Raw genomic sequence first — 16,260 nt, 5'->3', positions numbered from 1 at the left:
GCTCCATGGGAGCACTGGACGGGCGCGTCGCGATCGTCACCGGCGCGGGCCGGGGCATCGGCCGCGAGCACGCGCTGCTGTTCGCCCGCGAGGGCGCCGCGGTGGTCGTCAACGACCTCGGCGGCGGCAACGACGGCACCGGCTCCGACGCCGGACCGGCGCAGGAGGTGGTCGAGGAGATCCGCGCCGCGGGCGGTTCGGCGGTGGCGAACACCGACAATGTCGCCGACTGGGCGGGCGCGGAAGCCCTGGTGCGCCAGGCGATCGAGGCGTTCGGCGGACTCGACGTGCTGGTCAACAACGCGGGCATCCTGCGCGACGCGTTCATCGCGGGTATGACCGAGCAGCAGTGGGACGCGGTGATCGCGGTGCACCTCAAGGGGCACTTCGCGCCGCTGCGGCACGCCGCCGCCTACTGGAAGGACCGCGCCAAGGCGGGCGAGCCGGTCGCCGCCTCGGTGGTCAACACCGCCTCGGCGTCCGGCACGTTCATGCCGAACGCGGGCCAGGCCAACTACGGCGCGGCCAAGGCGGGCATCGCCGCGCTGACCCTGGTCGCCGCCGACGAGCTGGAGCGCTACGGGGTGCGGGTCAACGCCATCGCCCCGATCGCCAGGACCCGGCTCACCCTGGCCACCCCGGGTATGGGCGCGCTGTTCGCCGCCGAGATCCCCGAAGGCGAGTTCGACCCGTTCAGCCCGGCCAACATCTCCCCGCTGGTCGCCTATCTCGCCCGCGAGAAGTGCCCGTTCACCGGCAAGGTGTTCGCGGTGCAGGGCGGCGCGGTGTCCGAGCTGTCCGGCTGGCACGGCACGCGGACCATCGAGGGCGACGGCCCGTGGACCTCCGACGACATCGAGGCCCGGCTCGCGGAGTGGGTGCGATGAGCGGCATCGGACTGACAGCGGAGCACGCCGCGCTCGCCGACTCGGTGCGCGCCTTCGCCGACCGGCACGTCACCCCGGCGGTGCTGCGCGGCGCGGTCGACGCCCGCGCCGAGACCCTTCCCGGCTACTGGTCGGCGCTCGCCGAGCAGGGCCTGCTGGGGCTGCACGTGCCCGAGGCGCTGGGCGGGCAGGGCGCCGGGCTGGTCGAGCTCGCGGTGGCGCTGGAGCAGTGGGGCCGGGCGGTCGCGCCGGGCCCGTTCACCAGCAGCGCGCTCGCCGCGGCGCTGCTGGTCGCCGCCGACGCCAAGGCCACCGGTGAACTGGTTCCCGGCCTGGTCGACGGGACCACGGTCGGCGCGGTCGGCCTGGCGTCCGGTGTGGACGGTTCGCGCACCGAGGACGGATTGTCGTTGTCCGGCAAGGCGGTCGGGGTTCTCGGCGGTGTGGTCGCCGATGTTTTCCTGCTGCCGGTGGACGTCGACGGCGCGATCCGGTGGGTGCTGCTGCGCGCCGACGAGGTCACGGTGTCCGAAGAGGACAGTCTGGATGTCGCCCGGCGCTCCGCGCTGGTCGCGGTCGAGGGCGTCGAGGTCCCGGCGGACCGGGTGCTCGACGGGCTCGCCGACTCCCGCGCCCGCGCGCTGGCCGCGGTCGTGCTCGGCGCCGAGGCGGTCGGCGTCGCGGCGTGGTGCGTGGCCACCGCGGCCGAGTACGCCGCCGTGCGCGTGCAGTTCGGCAGGCCCATCGGGCAGTTCCAGGGCGTCAAGCACAAGTGCGCGGGCATGGCCGTCGAGCTGGAGCGCGCCCGCGCGGTCGTGTGGGACGCGGCCAAGGCGCTCGACGCGGGCGAGGACACCGCGGAGTTCGCCGCGGCGGTGGCGGCCGTGGTCGCCCCGGACGCGGGCGTGCGGTGCGCGGCCGACGCGATCCAGGTCCTCGGCGGCATCGGCTTCACCTGGGAGCACGACGCGCACCTGTACTACCGGCGCGCGCTGACCCTGCGCGGGTTGCTCGGCCCGTCCGGACAGTGGACCGACCGGGTGGCCGAGCGGGCGCTCGCCGGGGTGTCCCGCGCGGCGGAGATCGACCTGCCGGACGACAGCGTGGAGATCCGCGCCCGGGTGCGCGCCGAACTCGCCGCCCTGGCCGACCTGCCCGAGGAAGACCAGCTGGTGCGCCTGGGCGACGAGGGCTGGGTGCAGCCGCACCTGCCGCGCCCCTACGGCCGCGCCGCCGGACCGGTCGAGCAGGTGGTGATCGCCGAGGAGATCCGGCGGGCGGGCATCGCGCTGCCGGAGCTGCTGATGGGCGGCTGGGCCGTGCCCGCGATCGTCGCCTACGGCACCGAGGAGCAGAAGCGGCGCGTGGTCGTGCCGACCCTGCGCGGGCAGGTGGTGTGGTGCCAGCTGTTCTCCGAGCCCGGCGCCGGTTCGGACCTCGCGTCGCTGACCACCCGCGCCGAGCGGGTCGAGGGCGGCTGGAAGGTCACCGGGCAGAAGGTGTGGACCACCGTCGCCCAGTTCTCCGACTGGGCCATGCTGCTGGCCCGCACCGACGCCTCCGGGCCCAAGCACGAGGGCATCACCTACTTCATCCTGGACATGTCCAGTCCCGGGGTGACCGTGCGCCCGCTGCGCGAGGCGACCGGGTCGGCGCTGTTCAACGAGGTCTTCCTCGACGGCGTGTTCGTCCCGGACGACTGCGTGGTCGGCGAGGTCGGGCAGGGCTGGGCGGTCGCCCGAGCGACACTGTCGAGTGAACGCGTGGCGCTCGGTCGGGGGAATGCCTCGTACCCGACGCTGGCGGACCTGCTCCGGTTCGCGGCGGGCCGCGCGCTCGACCCGGTGGCGCGCCGCGAGGTCGGCGGGTTCGTCTGCGAGAACCAGGCGATCGACCTCATCGGCGCGCGCGGCGTCCTGCGGCAGCTTTCCGGCGCGGACGACGACACGGCGGCCAGTGTCGGAAAACTGCTGTCCATGCGGTTCGGCCAGCGGATCGCCGAGTTCTGCGTCGGCGAACTCGGGACCGCGGGCGTGGTCTCGGTCGCGGGTGAGCCCAGCGACAAGTGGATGGACCAGGTGATCGCGTGCCGCGCGATGACCATCTACGGCGGCACCACCGAGGTTCAGCTCAACGTCATCGGCGAGCGGATGCTGGGTCTGCCGAGGGACGCGGCCTGAGTGGACACCGATCGCACCCGTTGCCCCATTCGGGTGCGATCGGTGTCACAGATCGCCTCGGTCAGGCGATACTCTTCCCGTGACCGATCTCTGTATCGATGAAGGGCGTCCCGTCGACCCCGAGTCGTCCACTCCCGTCGTCGGGACGTATCCGTTCGGGCGGCCCGCCACCCGGCGCCTGCCCCGGCTTCCGGAGACCGACAGCGCCGCGGTTTTGGTCCTGGGCGTCTATCCCAGCGCGCTGCACGTGCGCTGGGCCCGGCCCGGCGGCCCGCCGATCGCCGCGCTGGCCGTGGACGACGAGCCGACTGTCTTCTGGACCGGCCACAACCAGGCCGAGCGCGTCGAGTGGTGGCGGCGGCAGGTGGGCTGGCGGCCGGAGTGGGGCGCGATCAGCCCCGCGGGCGCCAACGACGGCTCCGGCAGGCTGGTGGTCACCGACGTGCTCGAACCACTGGGCCTGGACCCCCGGTCGGCCTACTTCACCGACTGTCTGCCCACGTACTTCGTCAAGCCGGGGGAGCGCCAGGACCGCGCCATGCGCGAGTACGACGAGTTCGCCGTCGCCGCCGGGCTTCCCGCGTCGGTCTTACGCAGACGCCCCGACAAGCGCGACCTGGTGCGCATCGCCGTGCAGACCGAAGGCGCCGAACTGCTGCGCCAGTTCCGCGACTCCGACGCGCCGACGGTGGTGACCCTGGGCAAGGAAGCCGCCGACGTCTTCGCCGCGCTCACCGGAACCGATCGGGTGCCCTTCCGCCTCACCGGCGACTACGGGGTCAGCCGCGCCGTTCCGCTCGGCGGCCGGGAGATCCGGTGGATTCCGTTGGTGCACCCCGGCGTGCACCGCAACATCGGCTGGCGCAACTGCCATGCCCGCTGGGTGCTGTCCCAGCGGAGCTAGTCGGGCTGGTCGAGCAGGCGGAGTGGCGCTGGTTTGTCCTTCCGCGACCCGGGGAATGTCGCCGTGGACGCGAGGGAGGGTGGATGCGGCTGCGGCGCAGCGACTGCGCGGGTCCCGGGATCAGGCGAGTGCGCCGCGGCCGGGGTTTCGGCTATGTCGACGAGCACGGCGCCCGGGTCACCGACCCGGAGGTGCTCGACCGCGTCCGGGCCCTGGCGATTCCGCCCGCGTGGCGCGACGTGTGGATCTGCCCGCACCCCAACGGCCACATCCAGGCGGTCGGCTCCGACGACGCCGGTCGCAAGCAGTACCTCTACCACGAGCAGTGGCGCAAGGAGCGCGACGAGGAGAAGCACGAGCGGGTGCTCGCCCTGGCCCGCCGCTTGCCCCGCGTCCGCGAGCGCATCCACGCCGACCTGGTCCGCCCCGGCCTGCCCCGGGAACGCGTCCTCGCGGGCGCGCTGCGCATCCTCGACCGCGGCGTTTTCCGCGTCGGCGGCGAGGAGTACGCGGAGGAGAACGACTCCCGGGGCGTGTCCACGCTGCTGCGCGGGCATGTGACCATGCGGGCGGGGGAGCTGCGGTTCCGGTTCCCGGCCAAGAGCGGCGTCGAGCGCGTCGCCGCGATCCGCGATCCCGAGCTGGCCCGCCTGATCGCCGCGCTGCGCCGAGGTCGGTCCGACGACGAGCGGCTGTTCGTCTACCGGGTGAACGGCAAGGTTTCCGAGGACGCCGCGGGTGACGCGGTGCGGCAACTGCGGGCGGCTGAGGTGAACGAGCGCTTCAAGGAGTTGGCAGGCGACCGGTTCACGGTGAAGGACATGCGGACCTGGACCGCCACGGTGCTCGCCGCCGCCGAGTTCGGCGCCCGGTCGGCTCCCCGCTCCAAGACCGCGGCCAAGCGCGCCGAATCCGAGGTCATGCGGGCGGTCGCCGAACAGCTCGGCAACACCCCCACCGTCGCCCGCCAGTCCTATGTGGACCCCCGGGTCGCCGAGGCGTTCCGCGACGGCAGGACCATCGAGGCGGCGCTGCGCCGGATCGGGTCGGCGGACCTGACCGCCGAGGGGGTCCGCGAGTCGCTGGAACGCGCCGTCCTCCGGCTGCTGCGCGAGTAGCCCGACCGGTCAGGCCGGGAAGACCTCATCGACCGTGGTGACCGAGCCGGTGCGGCTGATCAGCGCCAGGGCGGCCTCGTGCTGGTCGGCCGTCGCCGCGGCGGTGGCGTCGGCGAGGACCCGCACCCGGTAGTCGCGGTCGTGGCCGTCCCTGGCCGCGGCGAGGACCACCAGGTCGGTGGACACCCCGGCGAGCACCAGCGTGTCCGCGCCCAGCACCCGCAGCCGCAGGTCGAGGTCGGTGCCGTAGAACGGGCTGATCCGGTGCTTGACCACCACCGCCTCCCCCTTGGCAGGCTCGACCTCGTCGTGGAACGCCGTGGCCCAGGTGTCCAGGACCAGCGCGTTCGCCTGCCTGGCCTCGGCGAACACCGGCGACTCCGCGGGCCACTCGGCGAACTCCGCGGAGAATCCGACCCGCACGTGCACCACCGGGACGCCCGCGGCCCGGCAGCGGCTGATCGCGGTCGCCGCCCGGCCGAGCACACCGCGGGTGGCGATCTGCTCGGCGTAGCCGTGTTTGGCGTAATGGCCGTCCGGGTGGGCGATGTCGTTGAGGAGGTCGAGGACCAACAGGACGGGTGAAGCGGACATTTCGGCTCCCGACTCTGAATGGGGCTCCTGGCTCTGAATGGCCGACAGCCCGACGATAAAGCGACTCGGCAGGCGTTCGATTTGCCATTCGGCCTAATTTCCATGACTGAGTCAGATGGTCGGGATGAGGGTTTTCCCGTTCTGTGGACCCGGTTCTCCGGTTAGCGTCCTGCGGTGTTGGCACGCTATTCGGCCGGAGGGACCAATTCGATGGGGGAGACTCCCGAGAACCAGGGCGAGCCGCTGCGGATCGCCGTGGTCGGCAGCGGGCCGCGCGGGCTCGGCGTGCTGGAGCGCCTGGCCGCCCGGCTGCTCGCGGACCCGCCGGAAACCGCGGTGGAGTTGGTGGTCATCGACGCCGTCGAGGTGGGCTGCGGCCGAGTCTGGCGCTCGGACCAGCCGGAGTGGTTCCTGATGAACACCGTCTGCGGCGAGGTCACGATGTTCTCCGGCCCGCCGGACGACGGCCCCAGCAGGCCCGGCGCCGGGCCGTCCCTCGCGCAGTGGTGGGCCGCCACCGACCCCGGCTTTCCCGGCAAGGACGGCTACGCGCCGCGCGCCCGGCACGGCCGGTACATGCGCTATGTCCTCGACACCATCGAGCGGACGCTGCCCCCGGCGGCGCGGCTGCGCAGGGTGACCGCGGCGGTGACCGACATCGCGCAGGTCCACGCGGGCTACCGGCTGGCGCTGTCCACCGGCGAGCAGGTGCTCGCGCACCGCGTCGTGCTGACGACCGGCCACGCGACCAACCGGCAGACCGGGACGTTCGCCGAGTTCGCCCGGTTCGCCGCCGAGCGGCCCGACGTGCGGTTCTTCCCCGCCGACTCGGCCGCGGACATGGACCTCGACGCCATTCCCGCTGGCTCCGCCGTCGGCGTGCTCGGCCTGGGCCTGTCGTTCTACGACGTGATGCTCGCGCTGAGCGTCGGCCGGGGCGGCCGGTTTGTCGAGGACGGGCGGGGCGGGCTCGACTACGCGCCGAGCGGCCGGGAGCCGGTCGTGGTCGCCGGTTCGCGCAGCGGCGTCCCGCTGCCCGCGCGCGGGCGCAACCAGAAGCCCGCCACGCTGGCGTTCAAACCGGCCCTGTTCACCCCGGAGCGCGTGTGCCGGGACAAGGTCATCGGCGAGATCGACTTCGGGACCGACGTCTGGCCGTGGGTGCTCGCCGAGGTCGAGCTGGTGTACTACCGGACCGCGCTGCGCGAGCGGGCGGGCGAGGCGGCGGCCGACGCGTTCACCGCCGACGTGGTCGCCGCCGCCGAGGCCGGTGTGCCGCCGGTGCGCGAGATCGCCCTGGCCCACCGGGTGACCGAGTTGCCGCCGCTGGACTTCGAGCGGCTCGCCCGCCCGTTCGCCGGGCGCTCGTTCGGCTCGCCAGCCGAGTTCGACGCCGCGCTCAACGCGCACCTGGCCGAGGACCTGCGCCGCGCCGAGCGCGGCAACTACGCCGACCCGGTCAAGGCGGCCCTCGACGTCATGCGGGACACCCGGTGGGTGATCCGGCTCATCGCCGACTTCGGCGGGCTCACCCCGGCCTCGCACCGCGACGCCTTCCTGCGCTGGTTCGCCCCGCGCAGCGCGCTGCTGGCGGCCGGGCCGCCGCGGGTGCGGGTGCGCCAGGCGATGGCGCTGCGCGCGGCGGGGCTGCTGCGCGTCGTCGGGCCGGACACCTGCTTCGAGATCGACCGGGACCTGGGCGCGTTCGTGCTGCGCTCGCCCCGGGTGGCCGGATCGGCGACGGCGGTGAGCTCGCTGATCGACGCCAGGGTGCCCACCCCGAGCATCTTCCTTGACCGCTCGCCGCTGACCCAGGCGCTGGTCCGGCGCGGGCTGTGGACCGGCTTCGTCAACGGCGACGGCCTGGACGCCTTCCACACCGGCGGGGTGTCGGTGACCCGCAGCCCGTTCCACCCGGTCGACCGGCACGGCAGGCCCGTCCCCGGCATGTACGCGCTCGGCGTGCCCACCGAGCACACCCGGTGGTTCACCTTCGTCGGCAGCGGCAGGCCCGGGCCGTGGAACGAGTTCACCCGCGACGCCGACGCGATCGCCTGCGACGCGCTGACGCCGCTGACCACCGCGCCGCCCCGGCGCGACCTGCGCGCCGCCGCGGTGGGCTGACCCGAGGGCGGGCGACCCGGCCCGCCGGAGCGACCACGAGAGGAACAGCAGTGACCGACGTGACCGAATCGACCCGCGCCGTCCGGGTGTTCCGCGGCCTGCTCGCCGCGGCGAACCGCGACGCCCTCGACTGGGTCGGCTGGACCGAGCCGGGACGGTCCGGAGTGGACATCCTGCCGCTGTTCACCGGCAGCGACGCCGCGCCAGCTGCGGCGTTCCTCACCCGGCTCAACCCCGGCGCGCACGGTGACCTGCACGAGCATCTCGGCCACGAGCTGATGTTCGTGCTCGACGGTGAGCTGGTCAACGACAACGGCGACCGCTACACCGTCGGCGACCTGGTGATCGAGGAGCCAGGCAGCGTGCACCGGGTCACGAGCCCGGCCGGATGCACCGTCCTCGGGGTGCGGGCCGCCCCGACCCGGCCGCTCGGCTGACCGCCGGGCCGCGCCGGGTCGGGGCGGCGTCCCTCACGCGGCCGGGCGGGCGGTCAGTTCCCCGGCCACCCGGGCGAACGCCGCGACCGAGGCCACCGCGTGCGCCCCGGGCCGCAGGCCGAGGCCGACGCTGCGGGTCACCCTCGGCGCCAGCGGCAGCGCCCGCAGCCCGGGGTGCGCCTGCGGCAGCGCGAACGCGGGCAGCACGGTGAGCCCCAGACCGGCCGTGACCATCGCCAGCAGCGCGGACAGGTCCCGGATCCGGTGCGCGACGGCCAACTCGACCCCCCGGCCAGCCAGCGCGGCGCGCAGGATCGGCTCCACCCGGCCGACCGGCATGAGCACCGGCTCGCCCGCGAACCGCTCCAGCGCGAACACCGGGCCGCGGGCTGCGGGGTGCGCGGCCGGGACCAGCGCGTGGAACTCGTCGGTCCACAGTGGAATGGTCTCGATCCCCGGCTTGGGCAGGGTGACCACGCCCGCGTCCACCGCGTGCCCGCGCAGCCAGCCCTCGATCTGCTGGTCGGTGCCCTCGCGCAGGTCGACCCGCCCACCGGCGAAGACCTCCCGGTAGCGGTCGAGCAGCGCAGGCAGCAGCCGGTTGGCGAAGCTCTGGCTGGTGGCGAAGCGCACCGGCGCGCTCGGCTCGGCCTCGGCGACCGCGCGCATCCGCCCGACGTGGTCGAGCACCGCGCGGGCGTCGCGGATCACGTCCCGGCCGACGTCGGTGAGCCGCGCCCCGGCGCGGTCCCGGTCGACCAGCACCCGCCCGAGGGTGGCCTCCAGGCCCGCGATCGCGTGGCTCACCGCGGACTGGCTGACCCCCAGCGCCTTGGCCGCCTTGGTGAAACTGCCCGTGTCGGCCACCGCCACCAGGGCTGTGAGCTGGTTGAGTCTCACCGCGCCCCCCGCTGTGGCTCCACCGTGGCGGTGGTCCTGGGCAGGCTCGGCCTGCGGCGGACCTCGTAGTCGGTGATGGCCCCGGCGTGCCGCAGGGTCGCCGCGATCGGGTCGAGCCCGGCGATCAGCCGGGCGCGGACCTGCTCGTCGAGGTCGAATGGCTGCGTCAGGGTCGCGCACCGGATCGTCTTCGCCACCAGGTCGACGGTGACCGGCGTGGCCGGGTCGGCTTCGACGGCCGCCCACAGCCGCCGCACCACCGACTCGTCCACCGCGACGGTGAGCAGCCCGTTGAGCAGCGAGTTCTCCCGGAAGATGTCGCCGAACCTCGGGGCGATCACGGCGCGGAAGCCGTAGTCGAGCAGCGCCCACACCGCGTACTCGCGGGAGGAGCCGGTGCCGAACTCGTTGCCCGCGACCAGGATCGTCGCCCCGGCGTGCTCGGGCCGGTTGAGCACGAAGTCCGGGTCGAGCCGCCAGTCGGCGAACAGCGCGTCGGCGTGGCCGGTGCGCCGCGAGCGGGTCAGGAACCGCACCGGGATGATCTGGTCGGTGTCGACGTCGCTGCGCCGCAGCGGCGCCGCGGTTCCGGTGTGCACGGTGAAAGCGCGCATCAGGTGCTCCTCTACAGGTCGGCGGGGGCGGCGAGCCTGCCCGCCACCGCGGTGGCGGCGGCGACCGGCGGGGACACGATGTGGGTGCGGGAGCCCTTGCCCTGCCTGCCCTCGAAGTTGCGGTTGTTGGTGGAGGCGGCGCGCTGGCCAGGGGCCAGCCGGTCCTCGTTGAGCGCGGCGCACATCGAGCAGCCCGCCGCGGCCCGGAAGTCGGCCCCGGCCGCGGCGAACACCGCGTCGAGCCCCTCGGCGCAGGCCTGCCTGCGCACCGCGGCCGAGCCGGGCACCACGATCATGCGCACCCCGTCGGCGACCCGCCGCCCGCGCAGCACCTCGGCGGCGGCGCGCAGGTCCTCGATCCGGCCGTTGGTGCACGAGCCGATGAAGACCACGTCCACCGCGACGTCGCGCAGCGCGGTGCCCGGTCGCAGCCCCATGTAGCGCAGCGCGTGCTCGGCGGCGGTGCGCTCGGCGGGGTCGGCGAAGGCATCCGGCCCCGGCACCCGGGCGTCGATCGGGATGCTCTGGGCGGGGTTGGTGCCCCAGGACACGTGCGGCGCCAGGGCGGTGGCGTCGAGGACGACCTCGCGGTCGAACTCCGCGTCGGGGTCGGTGCGCAGCCCCAGCCAGTGCTCGACCTCGGCGTCCCAGGCCGCGCCGGTCGGCATGCCCGGCTTGTCGCGCAGGTATCGCACGGTCCGCTCGTCCGGCGCGACCATGCCCGCGCGGGAGCCCGCCTCGACGGTCATGTTGCACAGCGTCATCCGGCCCTCCATCGACAGCGCCGCGACGGCGTCGCCCCGGTACTCCACGATGTGCCCCTGCGCGCCCGCCGTGCCGATCCGGGCGATCACGGCCAGCACCAGGTCCTTGGCCGTGACCCCGGCGGCCAGCCCGCCCCGGACCGTCACGGCCATGTCCCGGGGCCTGCGCAGCAGCAGGGTCTGGGTGGCCAGGACGTGCTCGACCTGGCTGGTCCCGATGCCGAAGGCCAGGGCCCCGAACGCGCCCTGGGTGGTGGTGTGCGAGTCGCAGCAGACGATCGTCATGCCCGGCCTGCTCAGCCCCAGCTCCGGGCCGATCACGTGCACGATGCCCTGCCGCGGGTCGCCCAGCCGGTGCAGCGGGATGCCGAACTCGGCGCAGTTGGCCCGCATCAGCCGCGCCTGCTCCCGCGCGTCGGGGTCGCTGATGACGCGGTCCACCGCGATGGTCGGCGTGTTGTGGTCTTCCGTGCCGACGGTGAGGTCGGGCCTGCGCACCCGCCTGCCCGCCGCCCGCAGCCCGTCGAAGGCCTGCGGGGTGTTCACCTCGTGCAGCATGTGCAAGTCGACGTAGAGCAGGTCCTCGCCGGACTCGTCACGGCGCACGACGTGCTCGTCCCAGATCTTTCCCGCCATGGTGCGCCCGATTTTCTCGGCCACGCCGGTCCCCCTGTTCTGTCGGAAAAGGACATGCGTAGTAAACCGGTGCTCGACTACGCCGGGCAATACACTTTAGGCCCAGAAAGGTCCGCCGTCCTCCACTTCCGTCCACCTCGGGAACGAGGCGGGTGACCGGGCGGGCGGTGCGCGCGAATTCTTTCAACCATCGGCCGATGAATTCGGCGGCCCGGGCTCGGAAAAATAGGCGGCGACACCGATGGCCACGGGTTCCGTGTCATTGTTTCCCGATGTGTCACTTTTTGTTCGGCCGTAGTCTGTTTGCCGCTATCTGTTTCTGGGGAGGAAAACGATGAAGCCGATCTACCAGCTCAGCGCCGCTGAGCACGACGAGCTCTACGACGTGCTCGGCGGGGTGGACAAGCACCCCTACGACGACTACGAGGCGTTCTCCCAGGCCGTCGGCGACCTGGTGGACCGCGGCGAGGTGCCGCGGTTCTTCGTCGAGGTCTGCGAGCGCGTCCGCGCCGAGCGCCTGGCCGGGAACGACGCCCACGTGCTGCGCAACTGCCCGATCGACCGCGAACTGCCGGAACTGGGCAACACCGACCCGGTCGGCCGCAAGCACGCGCTCAAGCGGACCTTCGTCGCCGAGGCGCTGCTGGAACTAGTCAACCGCCTGGTCGGCACTCCGCTGCTGGCCTACACCCGCAACCTCGGCGACTTCTTCACCGACGTGGTGGCCATCGACAAGTACAGCGGCATGCTCACCGGCTACAGCGACAGCGAGCTGTTCTTCCACAACGACCGCACCGCGCACGAGGTCCGGGCCGACTTCATCTCGCTGCTGGGCATGCGCTGCCCGGAGGGCGAGCTGATCTACACCGGGTTCATCCACGGCGCCGAACTGCTGCGCCACCTCGACCAGGAGCAGCAGCGGGTGCTGCGGGAGCCGCTGTTCATCACCCCGTTCGACGTGTTCTCCAAGGACAAGAACCGCGACCTGACCTTCTCCGAGATCCACCCCATCCTGGAGAACCAGCACAGCTTCCGGTACCTCGACACCAGCACGACGACGGCCCCGGACGCGCCGCATCGGGCCAAGGACGCGCTGATCGCTATGAAGAACGCGATGGCCAAGTCGACCAAGGTGCGCCACCGCATCCTGGAGCGCGACCTGTTCCTGCTGGCCAACCAGGACGGCCTGCACAGCCGGGAGAAGATCGACATCACCGACCCGTCGCAGGCGAAGCGGCGCTGGCTGCTCAAGACCTACGCCTTCCGGGACGACGCCGCGGCCGACCGGCACGCGGACAAGTGGATCGCGGGCGTGCGCGGCCGCGTGGCCGACTGAGCGGGGGAGCCGACATGCCTGCGGTGGCACGGCGATTCGACGGTATCGGCCGGTCGGCCACCTACGCGGTGCTCGACCTCGCGCGCGGCCTGCGCGCCAAGGGGGTCGACGTGCTCGACCTCGGCGGCGGCGAGCCGGACTTCGACACCCCGGCGCACATCTCGGCCGCGGCGATCGCGGCGCTGCGGGCCGGGAACACCCATTACACGCCCAGCCGGGGAGACCAGGACCTGCTCACCGCGATCGCCGACAAACTGGCCGAGGACAACGGCATCGCCGTCGACCCGGCCACCGGGGTGATCGCGACCCCCTCGGCCAAGCACGCGCTGTTCAGCGCCGTGCTGACCGTCGCTGGCCCCGGCGACGAGGTGCTGATCCCCACGCCGAGCTGGGTCAGCTACGCCTCGGTGGTCGCCCTGGCAGGCGGGCGCGCGGTGTTCGCGCCGCTGTCGGGCGCGGACGGGTTCCGGCTCACCCGGCGCGTGCTCGACGCCGCGGTCAGCGAGCGCACCCGGGCCGTGCTCGTCAACACCCCGAACAACCCGACCGGGCGGCTGCTCGACCACGAGGAGATCACGACCGTGGTCGACTTCGCCCGCGAGCACGACCTGTTCGTCATCTCCGACGAGATCTACGAGAAGATCAGCTACACCGGCGCGCCGCACCTGAGCCCGGCTGCCGCGCCGGGCGGGGCGGAGCGGACGCTGACGGTCAACGGCTTCTCCAAGGGCTACGCGATGACGGGCTGGCGGCTCGGCTACGTCGCGGGCCCCGGCGAGGTCATCGCCCAGACGCTCAAGGTGCAGCAGCACACCGTGGGCTGCGCCGGGTCGTTCGTGCAGGCGGGCGGGACGGCCGCGCTGACCGGCCCGCAGGAGCCGATCGCGGCGATGACCGCCGAGTACGCCGCTCGCCGCGACCTGCTCGTCGCCGGTCTGAACCGGTTGCCGGGCGTCACGTGCGCCGCGCCGGACGGCGCGCTGTACGTGTTCCCCGACATCAGCGCGGCCGGGCGGGGCGACTCGGCCGAGTTCGCGGCCTGGCTGCTGGAGGCCGCCGGTGTCGCGGTGATCCCCGGCTCGGCGTTCGGCCCCGGCGGTGAGGGCCACGTCCGGCTGTCGTTCGCCACATCGCGGGCCGTCCTCGCCGACGCCCTGGACCGGATGGCGGACGCGTTCGACCGGAGCCGGTCCACCGCGCCCGCGCCCGCGTGAGCCCCCGTCCTCGCCCGCCGTCCCACAGCACCTTGGAGAACACCATGGCCACACGGGCCAGTGCGGCGCGCCCCGGCGGGCGCGCCACCCCCATCACCCCCGGGGCCGCGGCGCGGCGGGCGTCGGGCATGCCCGCCCACCGGTACCCGCCGATGCTCCCCGTGCCGCTGCCCGACCGCCGCTGGCCGGGGCGCGTGCTCGACCGCGCCCCGCGGTGGCTGTCGACGGACCTGCGCGACGGCAACCAGGCGCTGGTGGACCCGATGTCCCCGCAGCGCAAGCTGGCCATGTTCGACCTGCTGGTCGCCATGGGGTACAAGGAGATCGAGGTCGGGTTCCCGGCCGCGTCCCGGGCCGAGTTCGACTTCGTCCGGTCGCTGGTGGAGCGGGACCTGATTCCCGACGACGTCACGGTCTCGGTCCTCACCCAGGCCCGCGAGGACCTGATCGAGCGCACCGTGGAGTCGCTGCGCGGCGCGGGCAAGGCGACGGTCCACCTCTACAACGCGACCGCTCCGCTGTTCCGCGAGGTGGTGTTCCGCGCGGACCGCGCGCGGGTGCGGGAGATCGCGGTGGCGGGCACCGAGACGGTCATGCGGCACGCGGACCGCGTGCTCGGCCCGGACTTCGTCCTGGGCTACGAGTACTCGCCCGAGATGTTCACCGACACCGAGCTGGACTTCGCGCTGGAGGTCTGCGAGTCGGTGATGGACCGCTGGCGGCCCGGCCCCGGCCGGGAGATCATCCTCAACCTCCCGGCGACGGTGGAGCGCTGCACCCCCAACATCTACGCCGACCGGATCGAGTGGATGTCGCGCTCGCTGTCCCGGCGGGAGTTCGTCTGCCTGTCCGCGCACCCGCACAACGACCGCGGCACCGCCGTCGCCGCGGCCGAGCTCGCCGTGCTGGCGGGCGCGGACCGGGTCGAGGGCTGCCTGTTCGGCCAGGGCGAGCGCACCGGCAACGTCGACCTGGTGACCCTGGGGCTCAACCTGCTCGCCCAGGGCGTCGACCCGGCCATCGACTTCTCCGACCTGGAGGAGGTCAAGCGGGTCTACCGGCAGTGCAGCCGGATGGAGGTCCCCGAACGCCACCCGTACGCGGGCGATTTGGTGTTCACCTCGTTCTCCGGGTCGCACCAGGACGCGATCAAGAAGGGCTTCGAGGCCCAGGCCGCCGCGGCGGCGCTAGCCGGGGTTCCCGTCGAGGACGCGGAGTGGTCGATGCCCTACCTGCCCATCGATCCGCGTGACATCGGCCGGACCTACCAGGCGGTGATCCGGGTGAACAGCCAGTCCGGGAAGGGCGGCGTCGCCTACCTGATGAAGGAGCACCACGGTCTGGACCTGCCGCGCCGACTCCAGATCGAGTTCTCCGGCGTCGTGCAGGCGGTGACCGACGAGGTCGGCGGCGAAGTGAGCCCGCGACGGCTGTGGGAGGTCTTCGCCGAGCACTACCGGCTCGACGCGCCGGGCGAACTGGACTCCGAGTCCGCCGCCGTGGCGGCCATGGCGGCGCGGGGCACACCGGTCCGGGTGCTCGACGCCGTCGAGCACCCGTTGGCCGGGCCGGAGCCGCGCACGGCCGTCTATCTGGAATGCGCGATCGCGGGCGAGGTCCGCTGGGGCGTGGGCATTGACGCCGACGCTCAGAGGGCGCGGGCCGCGGCCGTGCTCGGCGCGGCGCGCCGGTCGACGGCGACCCAGCTCGACCAGGCCCGGTCTGCCTGAGGGCCGCCAACCGCGCCCGAGGCCGTGCCGCTGTTGATCATCAGCACGGCTTCGAGCCGGTTGCGCGCCCCCAGCTTGGGTAACGCGTGCGAGACATGGCTTTTGATCGTGGCGGGCGAAATGCGCAGTTGGCGGGCGGCCTCGGTGGTGGACACGCCGGTGGCGAGCAGAGTGAGCACTTCCCATTCCCTTGCGGTCAGCGCGGATGAGTTCTTCGCGGTGGATAACCGGGGATCGATGTGCTGCGGCGCCGCCCGCAGCGGCCACAATTGCGGGGACAGCAGCAGGTGCCCGAAGGCCACCGCCCGAACCGCAGCGGCCACCCCGTCGGTCTCGCGGTCCTTGACCAGCGCGCCGGTCGCCCCCGCCGCGAGGGTGTCGGTCAGCGTGGTCGGGTCCCAGGCCGAGGAGATGACCAGGGTCCGCACGCCGCGCTCGCGCAGCGCCCGCACGCCGGGCGTCGGATCCAAGCCGGGATAGGCCGAGAGCACGGCCACCTCGGCGCGGTCGAGGTGCGGCCAGCGCTGCACCGGCAGCGCGCTGTCGACCGAGCCGAGCAGCAGGGTGCCCTCGTCCGACCGCAGGGCCTCGGCCAGCGCGTGCCGGGACAGCGGGTCGTGGTCGACCAGCAGGACGCGCACGCGCCCGCAGGCGTCGTCCCGCACCACGCGGTCCAGCGGTTTTCCCGAGTAGGTGAACAGCATCTCGGTATTCACACAATTCCCCCTGACATGAATCCGATGCGCAATAACGAACTTGCTCGGAAACGCTCGACTTGTCAAGGGTGATGGCAATCTCTAATAGTCCGAAAATGGCAGACAA

At 73.2% G+C, this 16,260-nt stretch carries 14 protein-coding genes; 9 read left to right on the top strand and 5 right to left on the bottom strand.

Translation table 11 applies throughout. The features are described from left to right. Window positions 1–5 precede the first annotated feature (5 nt). From ACZ6SD_RS24645 to ACZ6SD_RS24630, 4 genes are all read left to right on the top strand, one after another. Window positions 6–887, top strand: coding sequence for an SDR family oxidoreductase (locus tag ACZ6SD_RS24645; RefSeq protein ID WP_465319349.1), 882 nt, complete (start codon window positions 6–8; stop codon window positions 885–887). Further along, window positions 884–3,067: an acyl-CoA dehydrogenase gene (locus tag ACZ6SD_RS24640; RefSeq protein WP_465319348.1), complete on the top strand. Its 2,184-nt coding sequence runs from the start codon at window positions 884–886 to the stop codon at window positions 3,065–3,067. The genes ACZ6SD_RS24645 and ACZ6SD_RS24640 overlap by 4 nt, the downstream gene beginning before the upstream one ends. A 79-nt stretch (window positions 3,068–3,146) precedes the next feature. After that, on the top strand, window positions 3,147–3,971 hold the full coding sequence (locus ACZ6SD_RS24635; RefSeq protein ID WP_465319346.1) for a hypothetical protein: 825 nt from the start codon (window positions 3,147–3,149) through the stop codon (window positions 3,969–3,971). An 83-nt stretch (window positions 3,972–4,054) separates the two neighbouring features. Next, on the top strand, window positions 4,055–5,089 hold the full coding sequence (locus ACZ6SD_RS24630; protein ID WP_465319345.1) for a DNA topoisomerase IB: 1,035 nt from the start codon (window positions 4,055–4,057) through the stop codon (window positions 5,087–5,089). A 9-nt stretch (window positions 5,090–5,098) separates the two neighbouring features. Here the strand turns inward: ACZ6SD_RS24630 and ACZ6SD_RS24625 are convergent, their stop codons facing one another. Beyond that, entirely contained in the window at window positions 5,099–5,683 is a 585-nt protein-coding gene (locus tag ACZ6SD_RS24625; protein ID WP_465319344.1) for a cysteine hydrolase family protein, read from the bottom strand. Between the two features lie 210 nt (window positions 5,684–5,893). Between ACZ6SD_RS24625 and ACZ6SD_RS24620 the strand changes: the two genes are divergently transcribed. Together ACZ6SD_RS24620 and ACZ6SD_RS24615 are read left to right on the top strand one after the other, a co-directional pair. After that, window positions 5,894–7,807 carry an FAD/NAD(P)-binding protein gene (locus ACZ6SD_RS24620; protein WP_465319343.1) on the top strand — a complete coding sequence of 638 codons (1,914 nt, stop codon included), beginning with the start codon at window positions 5,894–5,896 and terminating at the stop codon, window positions 7,805–7,807. Window positions 7,808–7,857: 50 nt separating this feature from the next. Next, window positions 7,858–8,244 (top strand): cupin domain-containing protein, encoded by a 387-nt coding sequence (locus ACZ6SD_RS24615; protein WP_465319342.1) that lies wholly within the window; start codon window positions 7,858–7,860, stop codon window positions 8,242–8,244. A 33-nt stretch (window positions 8,245–8,277) separates the two neighbouring features. Here ACZ6SD_RS24615 and ACZ6SD_RS24610 read toward each other — a convergent pair whose 3' ends face one another. Genes ACZ6SD_RS24610 through leuC form a run of 3 tightly spaced genes read right to left on the bottom strand, consistent with a single transcriptional unit; the run spans window position 8,278 to window position 11,182 of the window. Next, window positions 8,278–9,144, bottom strand: coding sequence for a LysR family transcriptional regulator (locus tag ACZ6SD_RS24610; RefSeq protein ID WP_465319341.1), 867 nt, complete (start codon window positions 9,142–9,144; stop codon window positions 8,278–8,280). Further along, a complete protein-coding gene (gene leuD / locus ACZ6SD_RS24605; RefSeq protein ID WP_465319340.1) occupies window positions 9,141–9,758 on the bottom strand; it encodes a 3-isopropylmalate dehydratase small subunit in 618 nt (205 codons plus the stop codon). Before leuD ends, ACZ6SD_RS24610 begins: the two co-directional genes overlap by 4 nt. Window positions 9,759–9,769: 11 nt before the next feature. Next, window positions 9,770–11,182, bottom strand: a complete 1,413-nt coding sequence (leuC, locus tag ACZ6SD_RS24600; protein WP_465319339.1) for a 3-isopropylmalate dehydratase large subunit — start codon at window positions 11,180–11,182, stop codon at window positions 9,770–9,772. A 310-nt stretch (window positions 11,183–11,492) separates the two neighbouring features. Between leuC and ACZ6SD_RS24595 the strand changes: the two genes are divergently transcribed. From ACZ6SD_RS24595 to leuA, 3 genes are read left to right on the top strand one after another with little or no spacing between them, the layout of a single operon-like run. Next, window positions 11,493–12,494, top strand: coding sequence for a hypothetical protein (locus ACZ6SD_RS24595; protein WP_465319338.1), 1,002 nt, complete (start codon window positions 11,493–11,495; stop codon window positions 12,492–12,494). 14 nt (window positions 12,495–12,508) lie between these two features. Beyond that, a complete protein-coding gene (locus tag ACZ6SD_RS24590; RefSeq protein ID WP_465319337.1) occupies window positions 12,509–13,708 on the top strand; it encodes a pyridoxal phosphate-dependent aminotransferase in 1,200 nt (399 codons plus the stop codon). Window positions 13,709–13,752: 44 nt separating this feature from the next. Continuing rightward, window positions 13,753–15,438 (top strand): 2-isopropylmalate synthase, encoded by a 1,686-nt coding sequence (gene leuA / locus ACZ6SD_RS24585; RefSeq protein WP_465319335.1) that lies wholly within the window; start codon window positions 13,753–13,755, stop codon window positions 15,436–15,438. Here the strand turns inward: leuA and ACZ6SD_RS24580 are convergent. Beyond that, window positions 15,357–16,154: a LuxR C-terminal-related transcriptional regulator gene (locus tag ACZ6SD_RS24580; RefSeq protein WP_465319334.1), complete on the bottom strand. Its 798-nt coding sequence runs from the start codon at window positions 16,152–16,154 to the stop codon at window positions 15,357–15,359. The two genes, leuA and ACZ6SD_RS24580, sit on opposite strands and share 82 nt — an antisense overlap. Between the last annotated feature and the right edge of the window lie 106 nt (window positions 16,155–16,260).

The sequence above is a fragment of the Actinokineospora sp. NPDC051303 genome, from assembly GCF_055586285.1.
The sequence above is the reverse complement of the archived record's forward strand: the minus strand, read 5'-3'. Positions and strand labels throughout refer to the sequence as shown.

Coding starts and splice junctions, on each gene's coding strand:
- ACZ6SD_RS24645 (WP_465319349.1), top strand. CDS start 6: ATGGGAGCACTGGACGGGCGCGTCGCGATCGTCACCGGCGCGGGCCGG.
- ACZ6SD_RS24640 (WP_465319348.1), top strand. CDS start 884: ATGAGCGGCATCGGACTGACAGCGGAGCACGCCGCGCTCGCCGACTCG.
- ACZ6SD_RS24630 (WP_465319345.1), top strand. CDS start 4,055: ATGCGGCTGCGGCGCAGCGACTGCGCGGGTCCCGGGATCAGGCGAGTG.
- ACZ6SD_RS24625 (WP_465319344.1), bottom strand. CDS start 5,683: ATGTCCGCTTCACCCGTCCTGTTGGTCCTCGACCTCCTCAACGACATC.
- ACZ6SD_RS24620 (WP_465319343.1), top strand. CDS start 5,894: ATGGGGGAGACTCCCGAGAACCAGGGCGAGCCGCTGCGGATCGCCGTG.
- leuD (WP_465319340.1), bottom strand. CDS start 9,758: ATGCGCGCTTTCACCGTGCACACCGGAACCGCGGCGCCGCTGCGGCGC.
- ACZ6SD_RS24595 (WP_465319338.1), top strand. CDS start 11,493: ATGAAGCCGATCTACCAGCTCAGCGCCGCTGAGCACGACGAGCTCTAC.
- ACZ6SD_RS24590 (WP_465319337.1), top strand. CDS start 12,509: ATGCCTGCGGTGGCACGGCGATTCGACGGTATCGGCCGGTCGGCCACC.
- leuA (WP_465319335.1), top strand. CDS start 13,753: ATGGCCACACGGGCCAGTGCGGCGCGCCCCGGCGGGCGCGCCACCCCC.